The 18310-nt window shown below is 49.0% G+C and carries 21 protein-coding genes; 14 read left to right on the forward strand and 7 right to left on the reverse strand.

What is annotated here, in order from left to right; all coding sequences use genetic code 11:
• Positions 1-2: 2 nt before the first annotated feature.
• Positions 3-1130 carry an ArsR/SmtB family transcription factor gene (locus NSU14_RS10235; RefSeq protein WP_340944571.1) on the reverse strand — a complete coding sequence of 376 codons (1128 nt, stop codon included), beginning with the start codon at positions 1128-1130 and terminating at the stop codon, positions 3-5.
• Positions 1131-1359: 229 nt separating this feature from the next.
• Between NSU14_RS10235 and NSU14_RS10240 the strand changes: the two genes are divergently transcribed.
• Together NSU14_RS10240 and NSU14_RS10245 are read left to right on the forward strand one after the other, a co-directional pair.
• Positions 1360-2625, forward strand: coding sequence for a DUF5050 domain-containing protein (locus NSU14_RS10240; protein ID WP_340944573.1), 1266 nt, complete (start codon positions 1360-1362; stop codon positions 2623-2625).
• Between the two features lie 15 nt (positions 2626-2640).
• Entirely contained in the window at positions 2641-3090 is a 450-nt protein-coding gene (locus NSU14_RS10245) for an SRPBCC family protein (protein WP_340944576.1), read from the forward strand.
• 66 nt (positions 3091-3156) lie between these two features.
• Here the strand turns inward: NSU14_RS10245 and NSU14_RS10250 are convergent, their stop codons facing one another.
• Together NSU14_RS10250 and NSU14_RS10255 are read right to left on the reverse strand one after the other, a co-directional pair.
• Positions 3157-3930, reverse strand: a complete 774-nt coding sequence (locus NSU14_RS10250) for an AraC family transcriptional regulator (RefSeq protein ID WP_042141316.1) — start codon at positions 3928-3930, stop codon at positions 3157-3159.
• Positions 3931-3945: 15 nt separating this feature from the next.
• Positions 3946-4527 (reverse strand): LysE family translocator, encoded by a 582-nt coding sequence (locus tag NSU14_RS10255; RefSeq protein WP_340944579.1) that lies wholly within the window; start codon positions 4525-4527, stop codon positions 3946-3948.
• A gap of 161 nt (positions 4528-4688) precedes the next feature.
• Between NSU14_RS10255 and NSU14_RS10260 the strand changes: the two genes are divergently transcribed.
• Entirely contained in the window at positions 4689-5249 is a 561-nt protein-coding gene (locus NSU14_RS10260) for a hypothetical protein (RefSeq protein WP_340944583.1), read from the forward strand.
• Positions 5250-5382: 133 nt separating this feature from the next.
• Here the strand turns inward: NSU14_RS10260 and NSU14_RS10265 are convergent, their stop codons facing one another.
• Positions 5383-6261: a stalk domain-containing protein gene (locus NSU14_RS10265; RefSeq protein ID WP_076243264.1), complete on the reverse strand. Its 879-nt coding sequence runs from the start codon at positions 6259-6261 to the stop codon at positions 5383-5385.
• A gap of 307 nt (positions 6262-6568) precedes the next feature.
• Here NSU14_RS10265 and NSU14_RS10270 point away from each other — a divergent pair, with 307 nt between their 5' ends.
• On the forward strand, positions 6569-7018 hold the full coding sequence (locus NSU14_RS10270) for an HIT family protein (RefSeq protein WP_076243263.1): 450 nt from the start codon (positions 6569-6571) through the stop codon (positions 7016-7018).
• 83 nt (positions 7019-7101) lie between these two features.
• Here NSU14_RS10270 and NSU14_RS10275 read toward each other — a convergent pair whose 3' ends face one another.
• Positions 7102-7686, reverse strand: coding sequence for a TetR/AcrR family transcriptional regulator (locus NSU14_RS10275; RefSeq protein ID WP_042138394.1), 585 nt, complete (start codon positions 7684-7686; stop codon positions 7102-7104).
• A 160-nt stretch (positions 7687-7846) separates the two neighbouring features.
• Here NSU14_RS10275 and NSU14_RS10280 point away from each other — a divergent pair, with 160 nt between their 5' ends.
• Complete coding sequence (locus NSU14_RS10280; protein WP_076243262.1) at positions 7847-8587, forward strand: SDR family oxidoreductase; 741 nt, start codon at positions 7847-7849, stop codon at positions 8585-8587.
• A gap of 164 nt (positions 8588-8751) precedes the next feature.
• Positions 8752-9219 (forward strand): DUF1801 domain-containing protein, encoded by a 468-nt coding sequence (locus tag NSU14_RS10285; RefSeq protein ID WP_340944587.1) that lies wholly within the window; start codon positions 8752-8754, stop codon positions 9217-9219.
• A 40-nt stretch (positions 9220-9259) separates the two neighbouring features.
• On the opposite strand, the gene NSU14_RS10290 is transcribed toward NSU14_RS10285, so the two are convergent.
• Entirely contained in the window at positions 9260-9778 is a 519-nt protein-coding gene (locus tag NSU14_RS10290) for a hypothetical protein (RefSeq protein ID WP_340944588.1), read from the reverse strand.
• Between the two features lie 185 nt (positions 9779-9963).
• Here NSU14_RS10290 and NSU14_RS10295 point away from each other — a divergent pair, with 185 nt between their 5' ends.
• Positions 9964-10923 (forward strand): LacI family DNA-binding transcriptional regulator, encoded by a 960-nt coding sequence (locus NSU14_RS10295; protein WP_076243261.1) that lies wholly within the window; start codon positions 9964-9966, stop codon positions 10921-10923.
• Positions 10924-10940: 17 nt separating this feature from the next.
• Here NSU14_RS10295 and NSU14_RS10300 read toward each other — a convergent pair whose 3' ends face one another.
• Positions 10941-11372 (reverse strand): flavodoxin domain-containing protein, encoded by a 432-nt coding sequence (locus NSU14_RS10300; protein WP_042138384.1) that lies wholly within the window; start codon positions 11370-11372, stop codon positions 10941-10943.
• Positions 11373-11528: 156 nt separating this feature from the next.
• On the opposite strand from NSU14_RS10300, the gene NSU14_RS10305 reads away from it, so the two are divergent.
• From NSU14_RS10305 to NSU14_RS10335, 7 genes are all read left to right on the forward strand, one after another.
• Positions 11529-12218, forward strand: a complete 690-nt coding sequence (locus NSU14_RS10305; protein ID WP_340944589.1) for a hypothetical protein — start codon at positions 11529-11531, stop codon at positions 12216-12218.
• Between the two features lie 28 nt (positions 12219-12246).
• Entirely contained in the window at positions 12247-12936 is a 690-nt protein-coding gene (locus tag NSU14_RS10310) for a response regulator transcription factor (RefSeq protein ID WP_076243259.1), read from the forward strand.
• Positions 12933-13937 (forward strand): sensor histidine kinase, encoded by a 1005-nt coding sequence (locus tag NSU14_RS10315; RefSeq protein WP_340944591.1) that lies wholly within the window; start codon positions 12933-12935, stop codon positions 13935-13937. The genes NSU14_RS10310 and NSU14_RS10315 overlap by 4 nt, the downstream gene beginning before the upstream one ends.
• A gap of 98 nt (positions 13938-14035) precedes the next feature.
• Positions 14036-14791, forward strand: a complete 756-nt coding sequence (locus NSU14_RS10320) for an ABC transporter ATP-binding protein (RefSeq protein ID WP_042138379.1) — start codon at positions 14036-14038, stop codon at positions 14789-14791.
• Positions 14788-16725, forward strand: coding sequence for an ABC transporter permease (locus NSU14_RS10325; RefSeq protein WP_340944593.1), 1938 nt, complete (start codon positions 14788-14790; stop codon positions 16723-16725). The genes NSU14_RS10320 and NSU14_RS10325 overlap by 4 nt, the downstream gene beginning before the upstream one ends.
• Positions 16726-16858: 133 nt before the next feature.
• A complete protein-coding gene (locus NSU14_RS10330) occupies positions 16859-17494 on the forward strand; it encodes a hypothetical protein (protein WP_340944594.1) in 636 nt (211 codons plus the stop codon).
• A complete protein-coding gene (locus tag NSU14_RS10335) occupies positions 17476-18255 on the forward strand; it encodes an MOSC domain-containing protein (RefSeq protein WP_340944595.1) in 780 nt (259 codons plus the stop codon). Before NSU14_RS10330 ends, NSU14_RS10335 begins: the two co-directional genes overlap by 19 nt.
• Positions 18256-18310: the final 55 nt, after the last annotated feature.

The raw sequence follows: 18310 nt of genomic DNA on the forward strand, positions 1-18310 counted from the left end.
TATCAACTCATGAATTGATCTTTGTCCAGCATAACTTTAGCCATCAAGGCCAGCAGATTGCGCAAAGTATCGGTTCTAAGCACGTAATACAGCCGGTGATCCACCCGCTCGACATCGAGCAGATCCAGAAAGAACAGGAAGTTGGAATGATACTTCACAGCAGCCGGTGTAATGCCTAGCGCTGCAGCAATCTCTTGGCCGTAATGCGGACGCTGCTTGAGTAACAGCAGGAAATCCAGCCGCCGTTTATCCGATAAGGCTTTGAGAAACAGTTCGGTTTTCTCCCGGTCAGCGGCGGGGCCGTGCACCCGTTCATTATTAATGCCGAAGATGACCCAGCCGACCTGCCCGGCATCGGTGTGGAAATTGTAAAAGCCATTTGCCACCTGGAAAACAAAGCTGACATGGAAGGTGACGGGGAAGTCAAACAGCGAAGGTTCATTATTGTGGATTTCACGAATGAAAACCTCAGGGTTGCTGCGGAATTGAGCCTCATACCTGCGGGAAGCCTGCTCAGAAAGCTCACGGATCCGGTCTTTCCAGTGAATGAAGACATCCTGATTGAACTGACGCAATAGCTGCAGGAAGCGCAGCTTGGTCTCTTGCGGATTAGCGAGACATTCAAGCAGCGGCGCATGGGCTTCAGCAACCTCGGGCTGCGGTTTTGTTGCAGTCACCAGTTCAGAGAGCTTCTTCAGATCCTTCTTGACCAGCTCCCAGTCGTTGCCCTGGAGTAGCGCTTCCAGGTTATCGTTGTAGACGCCGTAGACCATCTCTGCAACGATATGCTCCGCAGGGCTGTTATCCAGCCGGTTAATCAACGCCTCTGCAGTTAGCACTTCCCGATGAGTGAAGATGGATTCATACAACGGGAAATCAAGTGCATGATGAAGCAGGTCATAACGGAAAAAAAACAGCAGCTCTCGGGTGAAGAAGGGGGATAACCGCTTGCGCGCATCATCAAGATAGGCTCCAAGCAGCTCATCTGCTTCAATTTTATAATCCTCTGCCAAATCTGAGATCTGGTCCTCACAAGCAAGCATTCCCATGGAAATCACAAGCTCGATTGCTTCGTTGTAAGCAAAGCGGATATTCTTCAGTAATGTCTCCTGCAAAGAATGGTTCATCATGTCCTCCAGTTAATTATTTTGAATACTGAATGTTGACTGACATACAACAACATTCAGTGAATACTTAATGTTAAAATAAACCATATACAAGTAATTGTAAAGTGAAGATTGTGTGTGTAAGCCGATCTTCAGGATGGTGATCCTTTGATATTATGGAAGAATGAAGAAGAAGGGTGTAGAATACATAAGAGTTGTTTGTTCAGAAATTGAGTTCAAAGAGGTGTGTTCATTGAGAAAATGGTTCGTTATTGCCCCTCTGCTGCTGAGTTTAACGGGGGCGGGGACAGGCTACGCAGCTCCGGCGGATCAGCCGGCGGTTACGGTTACAGTCAATGGGAAGCTGGTGAATTTTGATGTGCAGCCAGTGAATGATCAGGGTACGGTGTATGTTCCCCTCCGCTTCGTGGCGGATGAGCTGGGCGGGATGATTGTTCCGGGGAATAATAAAGCAATCATAATCTCCAAAGGAACCATTACGCTGAGTCTAACGGCGGGCTCGACCGCAGCCTATAAGAATCAGCAGCCGTTCACGCTGGCCGCGGCTCCGAGACTGGTGAATGGAAGAATGCTGGTGCCGCTCCGGGTGCTTTCTGAGGTTTTTGATGCAACGGTCACCTATGCCAACGGTCAGGTAGCAATCAAGCAGGAAGAAGCCGTACAACCCGTCGGTTCTGGTATAACCGGGAATTCGGTGGGCAATCTGAACAATGGGGGCTTGTACGCTACAGACAATGAATGGGTATATTTCAATAATCCGCAAGACTCGGGGAGGCTCTATAAACAGAAGAAGGAGGGTACTGAACTTCAGAAGCTCAGCGATGACGAATATGCGGCTTATATTAATCTTGTAGACGGAAAGCTGTATTATACGGGCGACAACAACAAGCTGTTCAGCATGAATACGGACGGCTCGGACCGGACGATGCTTAGAGATTTTGCCATCGGGAAGAACCTGGTGACGGTTGCTGATAATTGGATCTACTTCACGCAGGGAAATTCTTCGATGAACAAGCCGCTCTACCGGATGAAGACCGACGGCAGCTCCAGAACGGTGCTTGAACAGTACGGGGTATCCAGCCTGGCGGTGTATGGCGGAAAGATCTACTACACGATTGACTTCAGTAAGCTGTTTGTTATGGATCTGAACGGCAGCCACAAAAAGAAGCTGCTGGATGGCGGATACATCACTAATATAGTGATGAAAGACGATATTATGTACTTCAATTTCAAAGAGAATTTATATATTATGAACTTGGATGGAACCGGATTAACCCGAATTTCCGGTCTGAATGGCAAAGAGATGAATCTGAGCGGAAACCATCTGTACTTCAGCAATTACTCAGAGTACAGCAAGAAGCTGTACCGGCTCAATCTAACCGATTATACCAGTGAGAAGCTGGGTGATGACAAGACTTTATATATCCACATCGTGGATAACAAGCTGTATTATTTGAATGCTGTAACAAACCGTTTTGTAGAACTAGACATCGAATAGGGAGGGATGATTACAATGGCTATGGCCGTAAATGCACCTGATCTTTCATCCAGGCCGTATAACCTGAGTGTGGAACGCCTGTTGTCAGCCTCACCAGAAGACCTGTACAAGGCTTGGACGAAGCAGTTTGACCGCTGGTTTGCAGCGCCGGGCACGGTGTCCATGGAGGGAAGCGTGAATACTCCGTTCTTCTTCGAAACACGTCATGAAGGCCAGCGTTATCCGCATTACGGGCGATTCCTGAGTCTGGAGAAGGACCGCCTGGTGGAAATGACCTGGGTTACCGGTGCAGGAGGGACGAAGGGGGCGGAAACCGTGGTACGGGTTGAATTAGAGACTCGGGGTACTGATACCCTGCTTTGCTTGACGCATGCCGGTTTCCCGGATGAGGAGTCCAGGGACCAGCATGAGCAGGCGTGGCCGATGGTGCTGGAGCAGCTTGAGAAGGTGCTGGCGGCAGAGTAACAGTGCGGATTCCGTAACATAAGAAGTGGACAAGGATACTGCTATGCGGGCGCCGAAGAATATGGATTAAGCCAGCTGGGACATGTATTCATAGGCTGTAAGGCCGAAGACACTTTTGAAATGCCGGTTCAGGTGAGTCAGGTCTGTGAAGCCGCATTCCGCTACTGCGAAATAGACATCTTTGGTCTTTTCGATCGATTGTCTCGCATGCTCAACCTTGCAGTTCAGGAAGAATTGGTAAGGGGAGATGCCTGTATGTGATTTGAACTCGCGGATGAACTGGTATTTGGACAGGCCTAACTCCTGTGAGATGTGATCAAGCTTAAGCACTTGGCCGAGGCTGTAGTACATCATTTCCTTGGCCTGCTGAACAAAGGCACTATCGGTCCGCATGGCGGCTTCGATTTCGGTGTGGGCGGCCAGATGGGCCAGCTGAAGCAGCAGTTCACTGCAAAGTGCGCTGTCAGCGCCATTCTGGACCGCTTGATTCAAGGAACAGATAGATTGCGCCAGCTCCTTGTCATAGACGATAGGCGAGGTGAACCGCAGTTCCTGCTTGCCCAGAATCTCTGCAAACATGGCCGGCTTGATATAGAGCATGACATAATCAATACCTTCTCTGTCATAGGAATTGCCGTCGTGATACTGCTCGGGGTTAAACAACATGACACCGCCCGGATGGGAGGAGTGCAGGCTGCCGGCCAGATGGTATTGCTGGATTCCGCGCAGTGTTACGCCCAGGGCATATTCTTCGTGACAATGCTTTTTGTAAGTGAAATCCGTCATGCTGGCCGATAAGGCGAGAATCTCTGCAGACTTTCTATAATTGAATTGTTCCACCTTAATCACCGTCCTCTATAAAATTCCGGATACCATTACAGCAGAGTATACTAGAAAAAGTGCCATGATACTATTCATCACCCGCTGATGCCGCTGCAGAAAGCTCTTGAATATGGAGCCGAATACGACCCAGGTAGTGAATGCGAGAAAACATATTACAGTAATTACCATAACGAAGATGAAGGCTGCTGCGGGTGAACTATAATAAGGCATAACGTAACCCGGGATAACGGTCAGCGTGAACAGCAGCACCTTCGGATTGGCGAATTGCATCAGCAGCCCGGAGACAAATCCGGAGGATTGCCGGGGATTCTCCTCGGTACGGCCCATAGTGTAGACCTGGTAAGCCAGGTAGAGCATGTACAGGCTGCCGATGATCTGCATAACGCCGAGAATATGCGGAATGATGTCCGCAAGCATGCGGTTCAGCAGGGCAGAGGCGGCAAGCAGCAGTCCAAACGCCAGAGTGGCTCCGCCAACGTATCCCATTGTTTTTCTGGCCCCGTGATGCTGTACGGAAGATAGAATCACTATATTGGTAGGGCCGGGTGTGAAGGTTACCACAATACAATAGATGATAAAAGAAACGATATTCATGATGACCTCCAGGTGAAGTAGTCACATGAATATACACCCGGCAGGGAAATGGCTATAGTACATTATTGCAGGTGCCCGCCTGAGAGGCATTATAGTCCGGAGCTGCGGTATACTAGTCAATGTGAACCTGGCTGCTTGCGGGAAGAGGGGAGAGAACACTGTTGACCTTGTTTTATTATATCGCCGCTGGCCGTGAGCTTCCTGCCGGCTCCTTCGGACAGCGGGGGACCATGATGAAGCTCAAGGATTACTTGATGCAGAATGATCCTGCTGCCCTGGACAAATTTCCAGTGAAGGGTATGAGGGAGAGCGGTACGCTGGAAGGGAAAATGATTGAGGTCTTTGAGACGGCGGAGGATGCTGCCGGCCTGTATGTTTCCGGACCGCTGACACAGGAGGATTCGTCGCATCTGTTCAAGAAACCTCTGGTTTATCAGGTGAATCCTGAAGGGGGGAGCTTCCAAATGATCTCCGAAGTGGCTGAGCCCTATCCCGGTGCTGCTGTAACAGGCAGGAAATGCGTTGCGGAGTTATTCCGTTATCTGCAGGATAACCTGCTTCCTGGTGAGCAATTCGAGCTGTATTCCTGCTTTGCAGATGATACAGGACGATTCGGGGAGCTGCCCCGCAAGGAGCTTAACCGGCAGATCAGCCTCTCCGGGTTCCAGGCGGAGCCGGATTTCGAATGGAAGAATCGCCAGTTCATCGTTGTCAGCGAATAAGAGCGAGCTATTTAGACATTCATTTGGTGCGGCATCCTTCCAAACTTTTGAGAAGCATCTATTTCTTTTGGGTATATCCAAAAAAGGTGTGCAAGCCATCATGGGCCCGCACACCTTCTATTCATTTGGAAGTTTAGATATTGACTGCTACAAGATAATAAGTGTTCGTTTCTTTATCCATATCAAATTCAAAAAAGACACTGAATGAAGATATGAAGAAGCCGGGTAATTCTACTTTGTAGCACAATGTAGTAGAGGTTGAATATTTTTCAGACCAGGTTGTGTCTAATTTCACATCACTAAGTGTGGCACTCTTTAAAATACCTGCATATTTCGTGATAACTCCACTATCATTCAATTTTACTACCCCGGAAATCGATTTAGCTGCATTGTCCTTCGATGTTTTTTTGTAGCCCATGTCGTAGTCATTTAAATCGTCAATCACATATTTATCGATTAAAGCATTATAGCTTGAGTTGGATCCGGAAGTTAAGGCATTTCCGTAAGCTTGGATAAAAGCTAATGCTACCGATTTGTTATTTTCGCCTACTGCAGTGAGATCATGATTATAAGGCAGGGTGAGCAGTCCACTTGGAAGGCTGCTTGACTGAGAGGCAGGGGCGGTAGCTGCTGGAGCAGTTGTTACTGGTACGTTGGTGACTGGTGTAGTCGTAGCTGATGATGAATCATTATAAGGTTCTCCGGCGCTGGCACTTCCTGTAGTTGTAATGGCAACGGTTTTAGTACCAGCATTCCAAAGAACGGATGCATTCATTGCTTCACCGACTGCCTTGGCGGGAAGGTAGGTTGAACCATTGTATACTAGAGGGGAGAGTTTATTTCCACTAGCATCTTTAGGAGTCCACGAAACGCCATTCACAGTAAACTTAATAGTACTATTAAGGTAAGCTTGTACTAACGAAACCCCGTCTGCAGCGTAAACCCCTACAGCCCCGCATAACAATCCGGTAGCCAAAATGGAAGAGATAAATACTTTTTTTGTAATATTCATACTAAATAATTCCTCCTACTCACTATATGATATTTGACCTATGTATTAAAATCTCAATAATATATTTATTTTCCTTTCTAAGGAATTTATATTGCTTTAATATTATCGACATCTGTAATGTTATTATTTAGGGGCATTTCATAAATAGTTATTGCTATATAGAGTCAACTTAAGAATCTGACTTGTTGCATGGACGAAACCCGGCTCAGGAAGAGGTGTGTCTATCGGCTGGCCATCATTTTTAAGTTCAGCTTACACAAGTGGTGATAATGGACAGTTTTACTTATCTAATAGGAGGTTTCACACTATGGAAGAATGTTTGATTTGCAGCCGCATTAATATGATCAAAGAAGGCACAAATAAGTACTTTGTAGCCGAGCTCGAGACAGGGTATGTGGTGCTTGGAGACCATCAATATTTCGAAGGCTACACTTTATTTCTGGGTAAGGAACATAAACGCGAGCTGCATGAACTGGACAGCGGCTACAAACAGAAATTTCTGCTCGAAATGAGCATCGCAGCAGAAGCGGTGTATAAGGCATTCAAGCCGCACAAATTAAATTATGAGCTGCTGGGAAACGGCGATTCGCATATGCACTGGCATATTTTCCCGAGACAGCTAACGGAACCGAATCCGGCACATCCCGTCTGGTGGACACCCAGAGAAACGATGTACGCAGACAGCTGCAAACCAAGTGAGGAAAGGCTGGCAGAACTGAAACAGGCATTATTGACTGAACTGAATAAGTTAGTCTAATTCAGCGTACATATTGATTAACCCGGAGGCCCTGGTCCCCGGCTGCGGATCCCGCATCATTCCCAAGTGGAAGAGGTGCGGGATTATTGATGCCCCCTATACATGGTATTACCCTCAAACAAGCTCCGAACCTGCTGCGCCATCTCTTCCGGAGCATGCGGCATCCGGTTCTGAATCCACCACTCGACAGTGCCCACGAAGGCCGAGGCCATGAAATGGGCAATGAGCTGTTTATCCATTCCTTCAGGAACAGACTTCTCCATCTCCAGCTTATGAATTACATTCGCCGAGACAATCTCCAGCAGGCGTTCACGGAAGATTGTGGTTCTCTGGTTGGCAAGCATAGCCGAGAAGAACAGGAAGTTCTGTTCGAAATAGAGAAATACCGGCTTCATTTCGCTGATGAGACCAACATCTCCGTCCGGAGTGCGGGTCATATTGCAGGATAGGAACATTCTGCCCAGATGGTCCTCAATGCATCTGTTGAGCAGGTCATATTTGTCGGTGTAGTGCAGATAGACGGTTCCCCGGTTTACATTCGCCCGTTCCGCGATATCGTTGATCGTGATTTGTTCCAGCTCCTTCTCCCCAAAAAGCTCCAGAAAAGCTCTGTTAATCGCTTCTCTTGTTCTCAGAATCCGTCTGTCTGTCTTGATTCCGGTACCCATGATGATGAACCTCCTTCAGTTAATGAACACATAGCCTGCACTTGTTGTATATAGGACATTTCCGCTTACATTAGCGATTGAATTACCATCTCTTCTCTATATAATAATAATCAACACCAGTCAGATAATCAACACAAGTTGAATAAAGGAGAGGTCACAAGTGGAAAATAAACAATCCAAAGTCATTATCATTACGGGAGCTTCAAGCGGTATAGGCGAAGCTGCAGCCCGGCTGCTGGCTCAAACAGGCGCAAAGCTCGTCTTGGCAGCCAGAAGAACAGAGCACCTGCAGACCATTGTCAGTGAAATTGTGCAGGAAGGCGGTGATGCCGTGTATCTGCAGACCGATGTAACTTCTGCGGAGGAGATGGAGAAGCTGGCAAGATTCGCCCTGCAGCAATTCGGACGTATTGATGTACTGGTGAATAACGCCGGGGTAATGCCCGCATCCATGCTGCAGGAGCTGAAGGTACATGAATGGGATCAGATGATCGATGTCAATATCAAAGGCGTGCTGTATGGCATCGCTGCCGTTCTGCCAGTTATGAGGGAGCAGCAGTCGGGGCATATCATCAACCTGTCCTCGGTAGCAGGTTATAGCGTGAGTCCTTCATCTGCAGTCTACAGCGCGACCAAATATGCTGTCCGGGCCATCTCTGAAGGGCTGCGCCAGGAAGAATCAGCCGCCTCCCATATCCGTTCGACCATTATCTCGCCGGGGATGACGGACACAGAGCTGACCCACACGATCAGCAGTCCGGAGATCCGGGCGATGGCAGGCCAGATGAACAGCATGGCAATATCTCCTTACAGTATTGCCAGAGCGATCGTATATGCGATTAATGAACCTGAGGATACCAGTGTGAATGAGATTGTGATTAGACCGACGATCCTGCCATAAGGCTGTGCTGAACCATCAGTAGAAGCCGGCCAGCGAAGGAATGAGACAAGCAGCGCAGCTCCTGTTAGGGGGAGGCGCTGCTTTTTGCTATATTTGCAGGGTGAGTTCTATAAAGGAATTATAGGGTGTGAAGCGAATGGTTTCAGGATAACCATAATGAAAGGGTGAGCCTAACCATGGCCTCAAGCTCTAAAGAACCCGCAGCTGGTCGCAGCAAGACTGTGAAACTGACCGGACCGGAACAGGTAGCCCTATTTCTGAAGGAACTGGAGCATCCGCTTAAAGATGAGATTGAAGAAGTACGGAAGATAATCCTGAGTGCAGCTGATGACATCACGGAGCAGATAAAGTGGAATGCGCCGAGTTTTTGCTACAACCGACAAGACCGTGTAACCATGAACTTGCAGGGGAAAGGCTGCTTCCGGCTGATCTTCCATACCGGTGTGAAAGTGAAGGAAGCAGCTGCCACGGAACCCTTGTTCACGGATACTTCCGGACTGCTGGAGTGGATCACGGGGGATAGGGCCGTTGTGAAGATTACGGATAATACGGATAATACGGATTTGGAGCTCAAGCGGGCGAAATTGGCCGCTCTGGTCGCCAGATGGATGAAAGAGACTGTTCAAAGCTGACTACCCTTCTTGTACGGACATACGAAGGGGAATGTGAACATCAACAATCTATTTTTTCATCTTCTTTATTCCGGCAGGTTTCCAGCATAAGGGATGTCAGCTCACAAGATTTCGCCAGCAGATCTCCAGCTTCAAGCGGGCTGGAGCAGCCGGAAAGAGGGTGTTCAATGATTCGTAGCCACTCCTGCATATGGGTTTCGTCTGCCATCAGCGGAATGTCGAAATCAAACGGCCGGGAAGCTGCGGAGTTGTCATCCAAATAGCGCATGGCCCTTTCTTCAGGCAGGAGCAGAATGAATTTCAAAGTAATCGTGTATTCAAGCATCAGGCGCAGTATACAATAAGCCTCATGGCAGAAGCCTGAATTCAGCAGCAGGCGTTCTGCCAGCAATGACGTATGGAATTTGGTCATCAGCTCAAACGAAACAAGAGACCCCATAGTCTGCGGAAAAGGGTGCTCGATCAGCTGCGCACCCATGAATCCGGCCAGAGCCTCATACGTATCCCATAATTCCCGGTGGTGATTCTTTGGATCAGCCCCGGCATCCTCGTTGTACATCTTCTACTCACCTCTTTTACAATACTTAGCCCTGATTCCGCCCTATTACAGAACCACTGTAATCTATGAAACGCCTTCCATGTCAAATGCTTTATTTGTGGTCTGAATGTAACGCATTCCAGCGGTTTGAGGTAAGATTAAGAGGAGTACAGGCTATATGCAGCAAGCATGGGAAGGTGGAATTTATGGCGAATATCAAAGATATTGCGAAGCTAGCCGGAGTCTCGGTCACAACCGTATCCCGAGTTCTTAACGGTCATCCTTATGTAAGCCAGGCAAAGAGGGAAGCCGTTCTGCAGGCTATGGAGACGGCCGATTATGAACGTAATATAAATGCAGTACATCTAAGCAGGGGAAGGACGAATCTGATTGGGGTGGTCGTTCCCTATATCACGCGGCCGTATTTCGGGATGGTCGTTGAAGGAATAGCGGATGAGGCTATCAAGGATAATTATAAGCTGGTGCTGATTCAGTCCAACTATGAAGTGGAGCGGGAGCTGGATGCACTGATGATGCTGAAGCTGAAGCAGATTGATGCGCTGATTATCTGTTCGCGGACCTGCAGCTGGGAGATTGTTGACGAGTATACGCAGTACGGGCCTATTATTGTGCTGGAGGATGGCAGGGGACATCATGTGTCATCCATATTTATGGATCACTATCAGAGCTTTACCCGTGCGCTTACCTATCTGAGGAGCAAAGGCCATTACAAGATCGGCTATTGCCTGGCTAGACAGTCCAGTCCTAACAGCAATTTAAGGGAGGCAGCCTACCGGGACTTCTATATGAACCGGCATGAAGCCTATAACCATGACTATATGTTCTACGATTGTGTGCAGCTGGAAGACGGGGAATGGATTATGCAGCGGATTCTGAAGATGGACGACCCTCCAACTGCACTGCTGGTTACCAGTGATCAGGTGGCGGCGGGAATTCTGTCCTTTTGCCGGGAGAATGGGATAGAGGTGCCGGGTCAGCTTGCCATTGTAGGGTTCGACAATCAGCCGATCGCCAGAATGATGCACATCACAACCTTCGAGATACCGCTGGTGGAGATCGGCCGGAGGGCTTTTCTGCAAGCGGTGGACGGGGGCCGGGCCCATGAAGAGATTCATTTGAACATGATTGAGCGGCAGACAGTATAAGTGAGGGACATAGCGGGTTATTTGAAATGTTCTGAAAAAGTGCGGATTCTCTCCACGAAAATTCCTTTGAGCTGATCCGCATCCTTTGCGGGAGCGGCATAGGCTTTATATCCGCCAAAAGACTCAATACAGAGAGAGGCCTGCCTTAGATCCTCAGGAATATTATCCGTGATAATCTCTTCGGTTTTCTTGGGCTTCTCATTGCAGATATAGTAGCCCATCTGCTTGTCCAGCAGGGCGGGTTTGTTTTTTTTGATGAAATCGCGGACTGGCTTGTAGAGCTTGCCGTCGCGTACACCAGCCCCCAGAATGATGTGGTCATAGTTCTCAATGTCCGGCTTCTCTGACTCCAGATTGCATAACGTGCTACCGGGAATATATTCTGCCAGAAGGAACGCACATTGCTCTGAAGCTCCAGATTTGGTAGCGTATAAGATTAGTAATGCCATTCATGAGCCCTCCCGGTCCGAAAAATATCTTCGAATTCAATTATCTTGATCATCAAGATATATTTAGTATTCTAAAACTTGCCCAAGCCTTTGTCAATTCATCAATGTGAAGTATAATTATCCAATAATTACAATTTCCAGCGGGGAGTAATGGGGATGAAGAGGCTTAAGATGATGACAGGTGTGCTGGCGGTTATATGTACTGCGGGTTTGCTGGCAGGCTGCAAGAATGAGGGGAATACCGTTAATAATGCTGCTGGTGTGACTGCTGATATTACTGCGGTTACTGCAGCGGGGAATACAACGGGTAAAGCAATAGATGATTTTACAAATAATACCGCGGGAGAAGCTGCCGGTCATACAGTTGCCCTGACGCTGGACATGAGAGGTTTCTATACAGGGTTCACCGGACTGCCCGGGGATTATACAATGGAAGAGGCAGCTGCGGCTGGATATGTAGTACTGCATAACAGTGAGCTGGCTGAAGGCCAGGAAATATGGGATAAGTTTATGAATTCGGCAGTTCAAGGCAGTAACAACGGGATTCGCATTGCCAATTTTTTTGATGATGAAACGGAGAGCCCTTTTTATTGTGATCTGTTCGTTCAGGATAAGAAGTATTATTTGTTTGATAATACCGCAGAGTCTCAGAAGCAAGAGCCCTTCGCTCATTTGTTGAGCCTTACCGGTCAGGTGGGAAACCCGCTGAAGGACAGCAGGTTTATTGTGCTGACGGATGACAGCAATCTGACGTTTGAGGATATTTGGAAGTCAATGATTTCGAGCGATACCGCAGTAATTAACAGTATTGCTCCACACCGGGTTGTCAGAATGATCTTTGAATAACGAAATTTCTGCAGAAGGAGAGTCCATTTTGTTCAAAATCATGCTTATTGAAGACGACATCACCCTGTTCGGGGAGATCAAGGAAAGACTGTCCCAGTGGTCGTATGAGGTATACGGGATCACGAATTTCGGCAAGGTCCTGCAGGAATTTACGGAGGTGAAGCCGGATCTGGTGGTGATTGATATTCAGCTGCCGCAATTCGACGGATTCCACTGGTGCCGGATTCTGCGGGCTCACTCCAACGTGCCGATTATCTTCCTCTCCTCCCGCGATCACCCGAGTGATATGGTGATGTCCATGCAGCTGGGAGCGGATGACTTCATCCAGAAGCCGTTTCACTTCGAAGTGCTGATTGCCAAAATTCAGGCCACGCTCCGCCGGGTCTACAATTATAGCACCGAACGCACAGAGCTGAAGACCTGGCGCGGGGCAGCGATTGAATTCGTGAAGAATACGGTGACTAACAATCAGGGAGCAGCTCTGCTGACGAAGAATGAGATGCTGATCCTCAAAATATTAGTGGAGCGCAAGGATAGCATCGTTGACCGTGAAGAGATGATTAAGAGCTTATGGGACAATGAGCATTTCGTGAGTGACAATACCCTGACCGTAAATGTAAACCGGCTGCGCAAAAAGCTTGAACCGCTGGGACTGGATTCTTTCATTGAGACCAAGGTCGGGCAGGGGTATATGGCGACCGAAGAGGCGGCAGAATGATAAGGAAATACATAACCGAGAAGCGGAGCTGGCTGCTGCTGCTTGCCGTCCTGCAGCTCATTATTATATTCGTGGCCTATGTTGATGCTGCTATCCCGTTGCTGCCGGTACTGTACATTGTGTTGCTGAATGTGCTGTTATGTCTCGCGTTCGTATTCCTGAGATATGCCAAAGAAACCAGATTCTACAGGAGCCTGGAAGCCTGGGATCAGATCTATGACCTTCATGCTGTAATTGAGCCCGGCAGTCCGCTGGAGCGGATCGTCCATGAGGCGGTTACCGCCCAGACTGACAGGTATAAACGCGAATCCTCCATGAACTACCAGCTGCTGGAGTCTGAGAAGGATGACCTGCTGTCCTGGATTCATGAGGTTAAGACGCCGCTCACTGCGATGCAGCTAATGATAGAGCGGCTGCCGGATGAAACCCTGCAAAGACAGCTCATGTACGAATGGCTGCGGATTCATCATCTGCTTGACCAGCAGCTTCATCAGAAACGGATTCCTTTTATGCGCAATGATCTGTTCATAGAGAATATCAGTCTGGAGCCGGTTCTTAATAAGGAAATCCGGGCGCTGAAGTCATGGTGTATCTCCAAGGGAATCGGTTTTGATGTGGAGCTTGAGGTGGAAGAGGTGCTGACTGACGGCAAATGGCTGGCCTTCATGCTCAGACAGCTGCTCACGAATGCGGTGAAGTACAGCGAAGCCTCGGATATCCTCATCAGGAGTGGTGAAAAGGACGGCCATACCGTGCTTACTATAGAAGACAGCGGGCAGGGGATTGACCCTAGGGATCTGCCGCGGATCTATGACAAAGGCTTCACGTCATCGCGCGGGCGCCAGGATGGTGCAGCCACCGGAATGGGACTCTATCTGACCCGGCAGGTGGCAGAGCCGCTGCTGATCAGCATTCATGCGGCATCTGTACCCGGAGAAGGGAGTATATTTACGCTTACTTTTCCCCGGGAGAACGACTTTCAGAGAATTACAGGCGTGTGACAATAATGTCACATGCTTCTTCACTTTGTTCGGCGAAGCGCAGGATAATGTATATCAGCCCGCTTATGATAGATCTATAGAAAAGGAGTGGGTGAATAATGGTTATTATGCAGGCTAACAAAATCTATAAAACCTATGGCAATAAATTTAACAAGCAGGAGGTCTTGAAGGGGATCGATCTTCAGGTGAATAAAGGGGAGTTCGTAGGAATCATGGGTCCTTCCGGTTCCGGCAAAACGACTCTGCTGAATGTCCTGTCCTCCATCGACCGGGTGAGCCAGGGGACCATTGAAATAGAGGGCAAGGAATTCACAGGGATGAAGGAGAAGCAGCTGGCGGAGTTCCGCAAGCAACATCTCGGATTTATTTTTCAGGATTATAATCTGCTGGATACGCTGACTGTTAAAGAAAATGTGCTGCTGCCGCTCTCAATCACCGGGATCCCGAAGAAGGAGGCTCACCAGAAGTTCGAGCAGGTGGCGGGCGAACTGGGAATATATGAGCTGAAGGACAAATATCCGGCCGAAATCTCGGGCGGGCAGAAGCAGCGTACCTCGGCGGCGCGGGCGTTTGTGCATGATCCGAGTATTATTTTTGCCGATGAGCCTACAGGGGCTCTGGATTCCAAGTCGGCTTCCGATCTGCTGAACAAGCTCGCCGATATGAACCTGAAACGCCAGGCTACTATTGTCATGGTCACCCATGATGCCGTTGCCGCGAGCTATTGCAGCCGGGTAGTATTCATCCGCGACGGGCAAATCTACACGCAGCTGAACAAAGGCGATGAATCGCGGCAGTCCTTCTTCAACGATATTATCAATACCCAGGGCGTGCTTGGCGGTGCTGCGCAATGAGTCTGAACTATATTATCTTCCGTAATTTGAAGAAGAATATCAAAAACTATTATCTGTATGTCTTCGCACTTGTGTTCAGTGTTGCCCTGTATTTCTCGTTCGTGACGCTGCAATTCGATCCGGCTATGGATGCCGTCAGCGGTTCAATCAAAGGCGGTGCAGCCATTGGCGCTTCCTCCATACTGCTAATTGCCATTGTCGCGATCTTCCTGCTGTATGCCAATACGATCTTCATCAAGCGGCGCAGCAAGGAGATCGGGCTGTTCCAGCTGATCGGGCTGACGAAGGGGAAGATCTTCCGGCTGCTGAGTGCGGAGAACCTGATTCTGTATTTCGGGTCTATGATTCTAGGCATGGGTGCGGGCTTTGTGATGTCACGGCTGATTCTGATGATCCTGTACAAAATTCTTGCCGTAGAAGCCCAGGCGAAGCTCCGCTTCTCTCCGGAGGCGCTTGTGCGGACGATTCTGGTCTTTGCTGCCGTGTACGTGCTGATTATGATCATGAACTACACCTTCATTAAAGCGCAAAGCATCCTGTCCCTCTTCAAGGCGACATCCACCACCCAGCAGCGTATCCGTAAAATGCCGGTGTGGGAGATTATTCTCGGACTGCTCGGCATCGGATTCATTACTGGCGGTTATTATGTATCCACACAGCTGTTCAGCGGCAAATTTGTCACTATGACTGGTCTGATGGCCGCTATGATTGTCATCCTCGCTCTGGTGATTGCCGGCACTTATCTGTTCTATAAGGGCTCAGTCAGCTTCATATTTAATACGATCCGCAATAGCAAAAAAGGCTACTTATCCATCAACGAGGTCTTGTCGCTCTCGTCCATTATGTTCCGGATGAAGTCGAATTCGCTGCTGCTGACAATCATCACAACGGTCTCTGCGCTTGCCATCGGTTTGCTGTCCCTCAGCTATATTTCGTACTATTCGGCGGAGGCCACAGCCAAGCAGAGCTCCCCGGATGATTTTGGCTTCGCCAGAGCGGCCGTGAAGGAGCGGTTTGTCCAGGCCCTGGATGAGCAGCACATTAAGTACACAGAGGTTGAAATGCATCCGCTTCAGATCGAAGTGGACGCACAGCATATCATGAGCAAAAATAATTTCGACAATCCCGATGACCGCATCCTCAGCACCTCTGTTGTCAGCGACAGCAGTGTGGAAGGTATCGACGTATTACCCGGGGAAGTCCGGATTATGGGTTATGACAGCACGCTGGACAAATTCATGGGCCTTGATCCCGGAGAAGTCGGGCTAATAACTGCTAATGGCAGCATTAAGCAGCAGTTAATCAGCTTATCTGCGGATGCGATCCTTCCCTTTTATTATAGCGGCGGCGCCGGTGTGTTTGTAGTCGATGAGTCCGTGTATCAGGAATTGGCTAAGTCGCTGGACCCGAAGCTGCAGATGAAGAAAGAAGCGGACAACTATTACGGCATTGAACTGCTTGACCGCTCGCAGAAAGAGAAAGCATATCAAATCTATGTGGACCAGCAGCCGGAAGCACCAAGCTTCGCCCAATATGAATATGAATTGAACCAGCGTACGAATATGGGCCTCATTATGTTCATCGTCGGTTTCCTGGGTTTGACCTTCCTCATCACCTCCGGCTGCATTCTCTACTTCAAGCAGATGGATGAAGGCGAGGAGGAGAAGGACGGATACACGATTCTGCGCAAGCTGGGCTTCACTCAGGGAGACCTGCTGCGCGGTATCCAGTTCAAGCAGCTGTTCAATTTCGGCATTCCGCTGGTCATCGGCCTGTGCCACAGCTACTTCGCGGTGAAGTCCGGCTGGTTCTTCTTCGGCACCGAAATGCTTACTCCGATGTTCGTGGTAATGGCGGTTTACACTGTGCTGTATTCGATCTTCGGCCTGCTGTCCGTACTGTATTACAAGCGTGTGATCCGGGAATCACTATAAGTCATCACCCGAAGCCAAGGCCCCACTTTGTGGGGCTATTTTGCGAAACTTTTTGTAGTGGAAGGAACTGGACAGGTGTTTGCCGAAACGGTAAAGTGTATGGTCTATACTGTTTATATTGCAGGAGGCATCTATGAGTTATAGTGAAGCATTAACAGCAGTATGTGAGCGTTACGCCAAATCAGGCGCAGACTGTAAATGGATCATCGTAGGCTCAGTCGCTTCGGTACTGCAAGGAGCGGAGATGACCCCGGGGGATCTCGATTTGTATGCACAGAACGCAGGGGATGCGGCGGTTATCGCTTCTGTCCTTGAACCCTTTAGCTTAAAGGTTAAACCTCTCTTGTCCTGGGAACAACCGGGCTGGTTATCGTCAATCGAGGAACCGTTGTTCACGCAGTCGTTTGCTTCAGGGTTCACCTGGACCAAAGGAAAATGGATCATTGAGGATTTTGATGTGGAAGTGGTACATATTTCTGATTCAGCGGGCATTCCTGATTCCGAAGACGGTGAGGGAATCTGGGAAGGCGGGCAGGCGATCTGGAGCTATGCTAAGCTGCTGTCTTTTGCCGGATATACCGTTCCTGTAGTCCCGCTGGAGATTCAGCTGGAGTCGAATATCCGGAGAAACAGGATGGACCGGGCAGAAGCCATACTCCGTGTGTTCAAGGGTCAGGGCTACAATGAAACCTTACTGCAGAAGGCATTATCGGATAAGAGCAGAAGGATAATTGAAGATTCGGAGAATGGATGGAACATTACATTATAGACAGAAGAGGTGCGGAATTAGTGTCCATTACAGTTGGTGAAATTACGGCGATTAACCGCTATCCGGTGAAATCCTTTGCGGGAGAAGAGCTGGAAGCGTGTAAGATAGAATCTTACGGGGTGCAGGGGGACCGGTACTGCTCTTTCTATGACATGACAAAGAAGGATTGGTGGCAGTATGTTACGGCCAGAAAGATCCCCAATATGCTTAGTTATCAAGCAGAATATATCGAGGGGGATATCCGGGTAACGGCGGCAGACGGCAGAGTCTTCGGCTGGGATGCGGAGCTGCTTAATGAAATCCAGAGTCTGACCTCTACGCAAATTACGATGTCCGAGTTCAAAGCGCCTCACCCGGAAGCGAAACACCCGCAGCTGTTATCTGTGGACGGGGCCAGTATCCTGCTTGTGACCGATAAGAGCCTGAAGAAGCTGGAGGCTTTATGGGGCAAGCCTGTTGATCAGCGCCGCTTCCGGGGGAACTTTGTCGTGGAAGTGAGTGAGGATTCCCTTGGGGAAGAGGAATGGCTCGGCCGGCGTTTATCGATAGGCGGTGCAGAGCTGCAGGTGGACAGCTATTGTGACCGCTGCGTTATGATTACGATGAACCCGGATACCCTGGAGCGGGACAGCTCGCTGCTCAAACAAGTGAATAAGGAGTTCAATCTGAACTTTGGCGTATATGCTTCTGTGATCCGGACCGGGGAGGTCCGGCTGGGGGATCAGGTGGTTCTGCTGCCGGAAGGGTCCGCAGCCGAGTGAGTTTCTTAAGTTGGCGCTGACTAGGCATGAATGTTGTAGATAATATAGGCGTGTT

The sequence above is a fragment of the Paenibacillus sp. FSL R10-2771 genome, assembly GCF_038000205.1.
In the GTDB taxonomy this organism is placed as follows: domain Bacteria; phylum Bacillota; class Bacilli; order Paenibacillales; family Paenibacillaceae; genus Paenibacillus_AQ; species Paenibacillus_AQ phytohabitans.

Coding starts and splice junctions, on each gene's coding strand:
- NSU14_RS10235 (WP_340944571.1), bottom strand. CDS start 1,130: ATGATGAACCATTCTTTGCAGGAGACATTACTGAAGAATATCCGCTTT.
- NSU14_RS10245 (WP_340944576.1), top strand. CDS start 2,641: ATGGCTATGGCCGTAAATGCACCTGATCTTTCATCCAGGCCGTATAAC.
- NSU14_RS10255 (WP_340944579.1), bottom strand. CDS start 4,527: ATGAATATCGTTTCTTTTATCATCTATTGTATTGTGGTAACCTTCACA.
- NSU14_RS10265 (WP_076243264.1), bottom strand. CDS start 6,261: ATGAATATTACAAAAAAAGTATTTATCTCTTCCATTTTGGCTACCGGA.
- NSU14_RS10270 (WP_076243263.1), top strand. CDS start 6,569: ATGGAAGAATGTTTGATTTGCAGCCGCATTAATATGATCAAAGAAGGC.
- NSU14_RS10275 (WP_042138394.1), bottom strand. CDS start 7,686: ATGGGTACCGGAATCAAGACAGACAGACGGATTCTGAGAACAAGAGAA.
- NSU14_RS10290 (WP_340944588.1), bottom strand. CDS start 9,778: ATGTACAACGAGGATGCCGGGGCTGATCCAAAGAATCACCACCGGGAA.
- NSU14_RS10295 (WP_076243261.1), top strand. CDS start 9,964: ATGGCGAATATCAAAGATATTGCGAAGCTAGCCGGAGTCTCGGTCACA.
- NSU14_RS10300 (WP_042138384.1), bottom strand. CDS start 11,372: ATGGCATTACTAATCTTATACGCTACCAAATCTGGAGCTTCAGAGCAA.
- NSU14_RS10305 (WP_340944589.1), top strand. CDS start 11,529: ATGAAGAGGCTTAAGATGATGACAGGTGTGCTGGCGGTTATATGTACT.
- NSU14_RS10315 (WP_340944591.1), top strand. CDS start 12,933: ATGATAAGGAAATACATAACCGAGAAGCGGAGCTGGCTGCTGCTGCTT.
- NSU14_RS10320 (WP_042138379.1), top strand. CDS start 14,036: ATGGTTATTATGCAGGCTAACAAAATCTATAAAACCTATGGCAATAAA.
- NSU14_RS10325 (WP_340944593.1), top strand. CDS start 14,788: ATGAGTCTGAACTATATTATCTTCCGTAATTTGAAGAAGAATATCAAA.
- NSU14_RS10330 (WP_340944594.1), top strand. CDS start 16,859: ATGAGTTATAGTGAAGCATTAACAGCAGTATGTGAGCGTTACGCCAAA.
- NSU14_RS10335 (WP_340944595.1), top strand. CDS start 17,476: ATGGAACATTACATTATAGACAGAAGAGGTGCGGAATTAGTGTCCATT.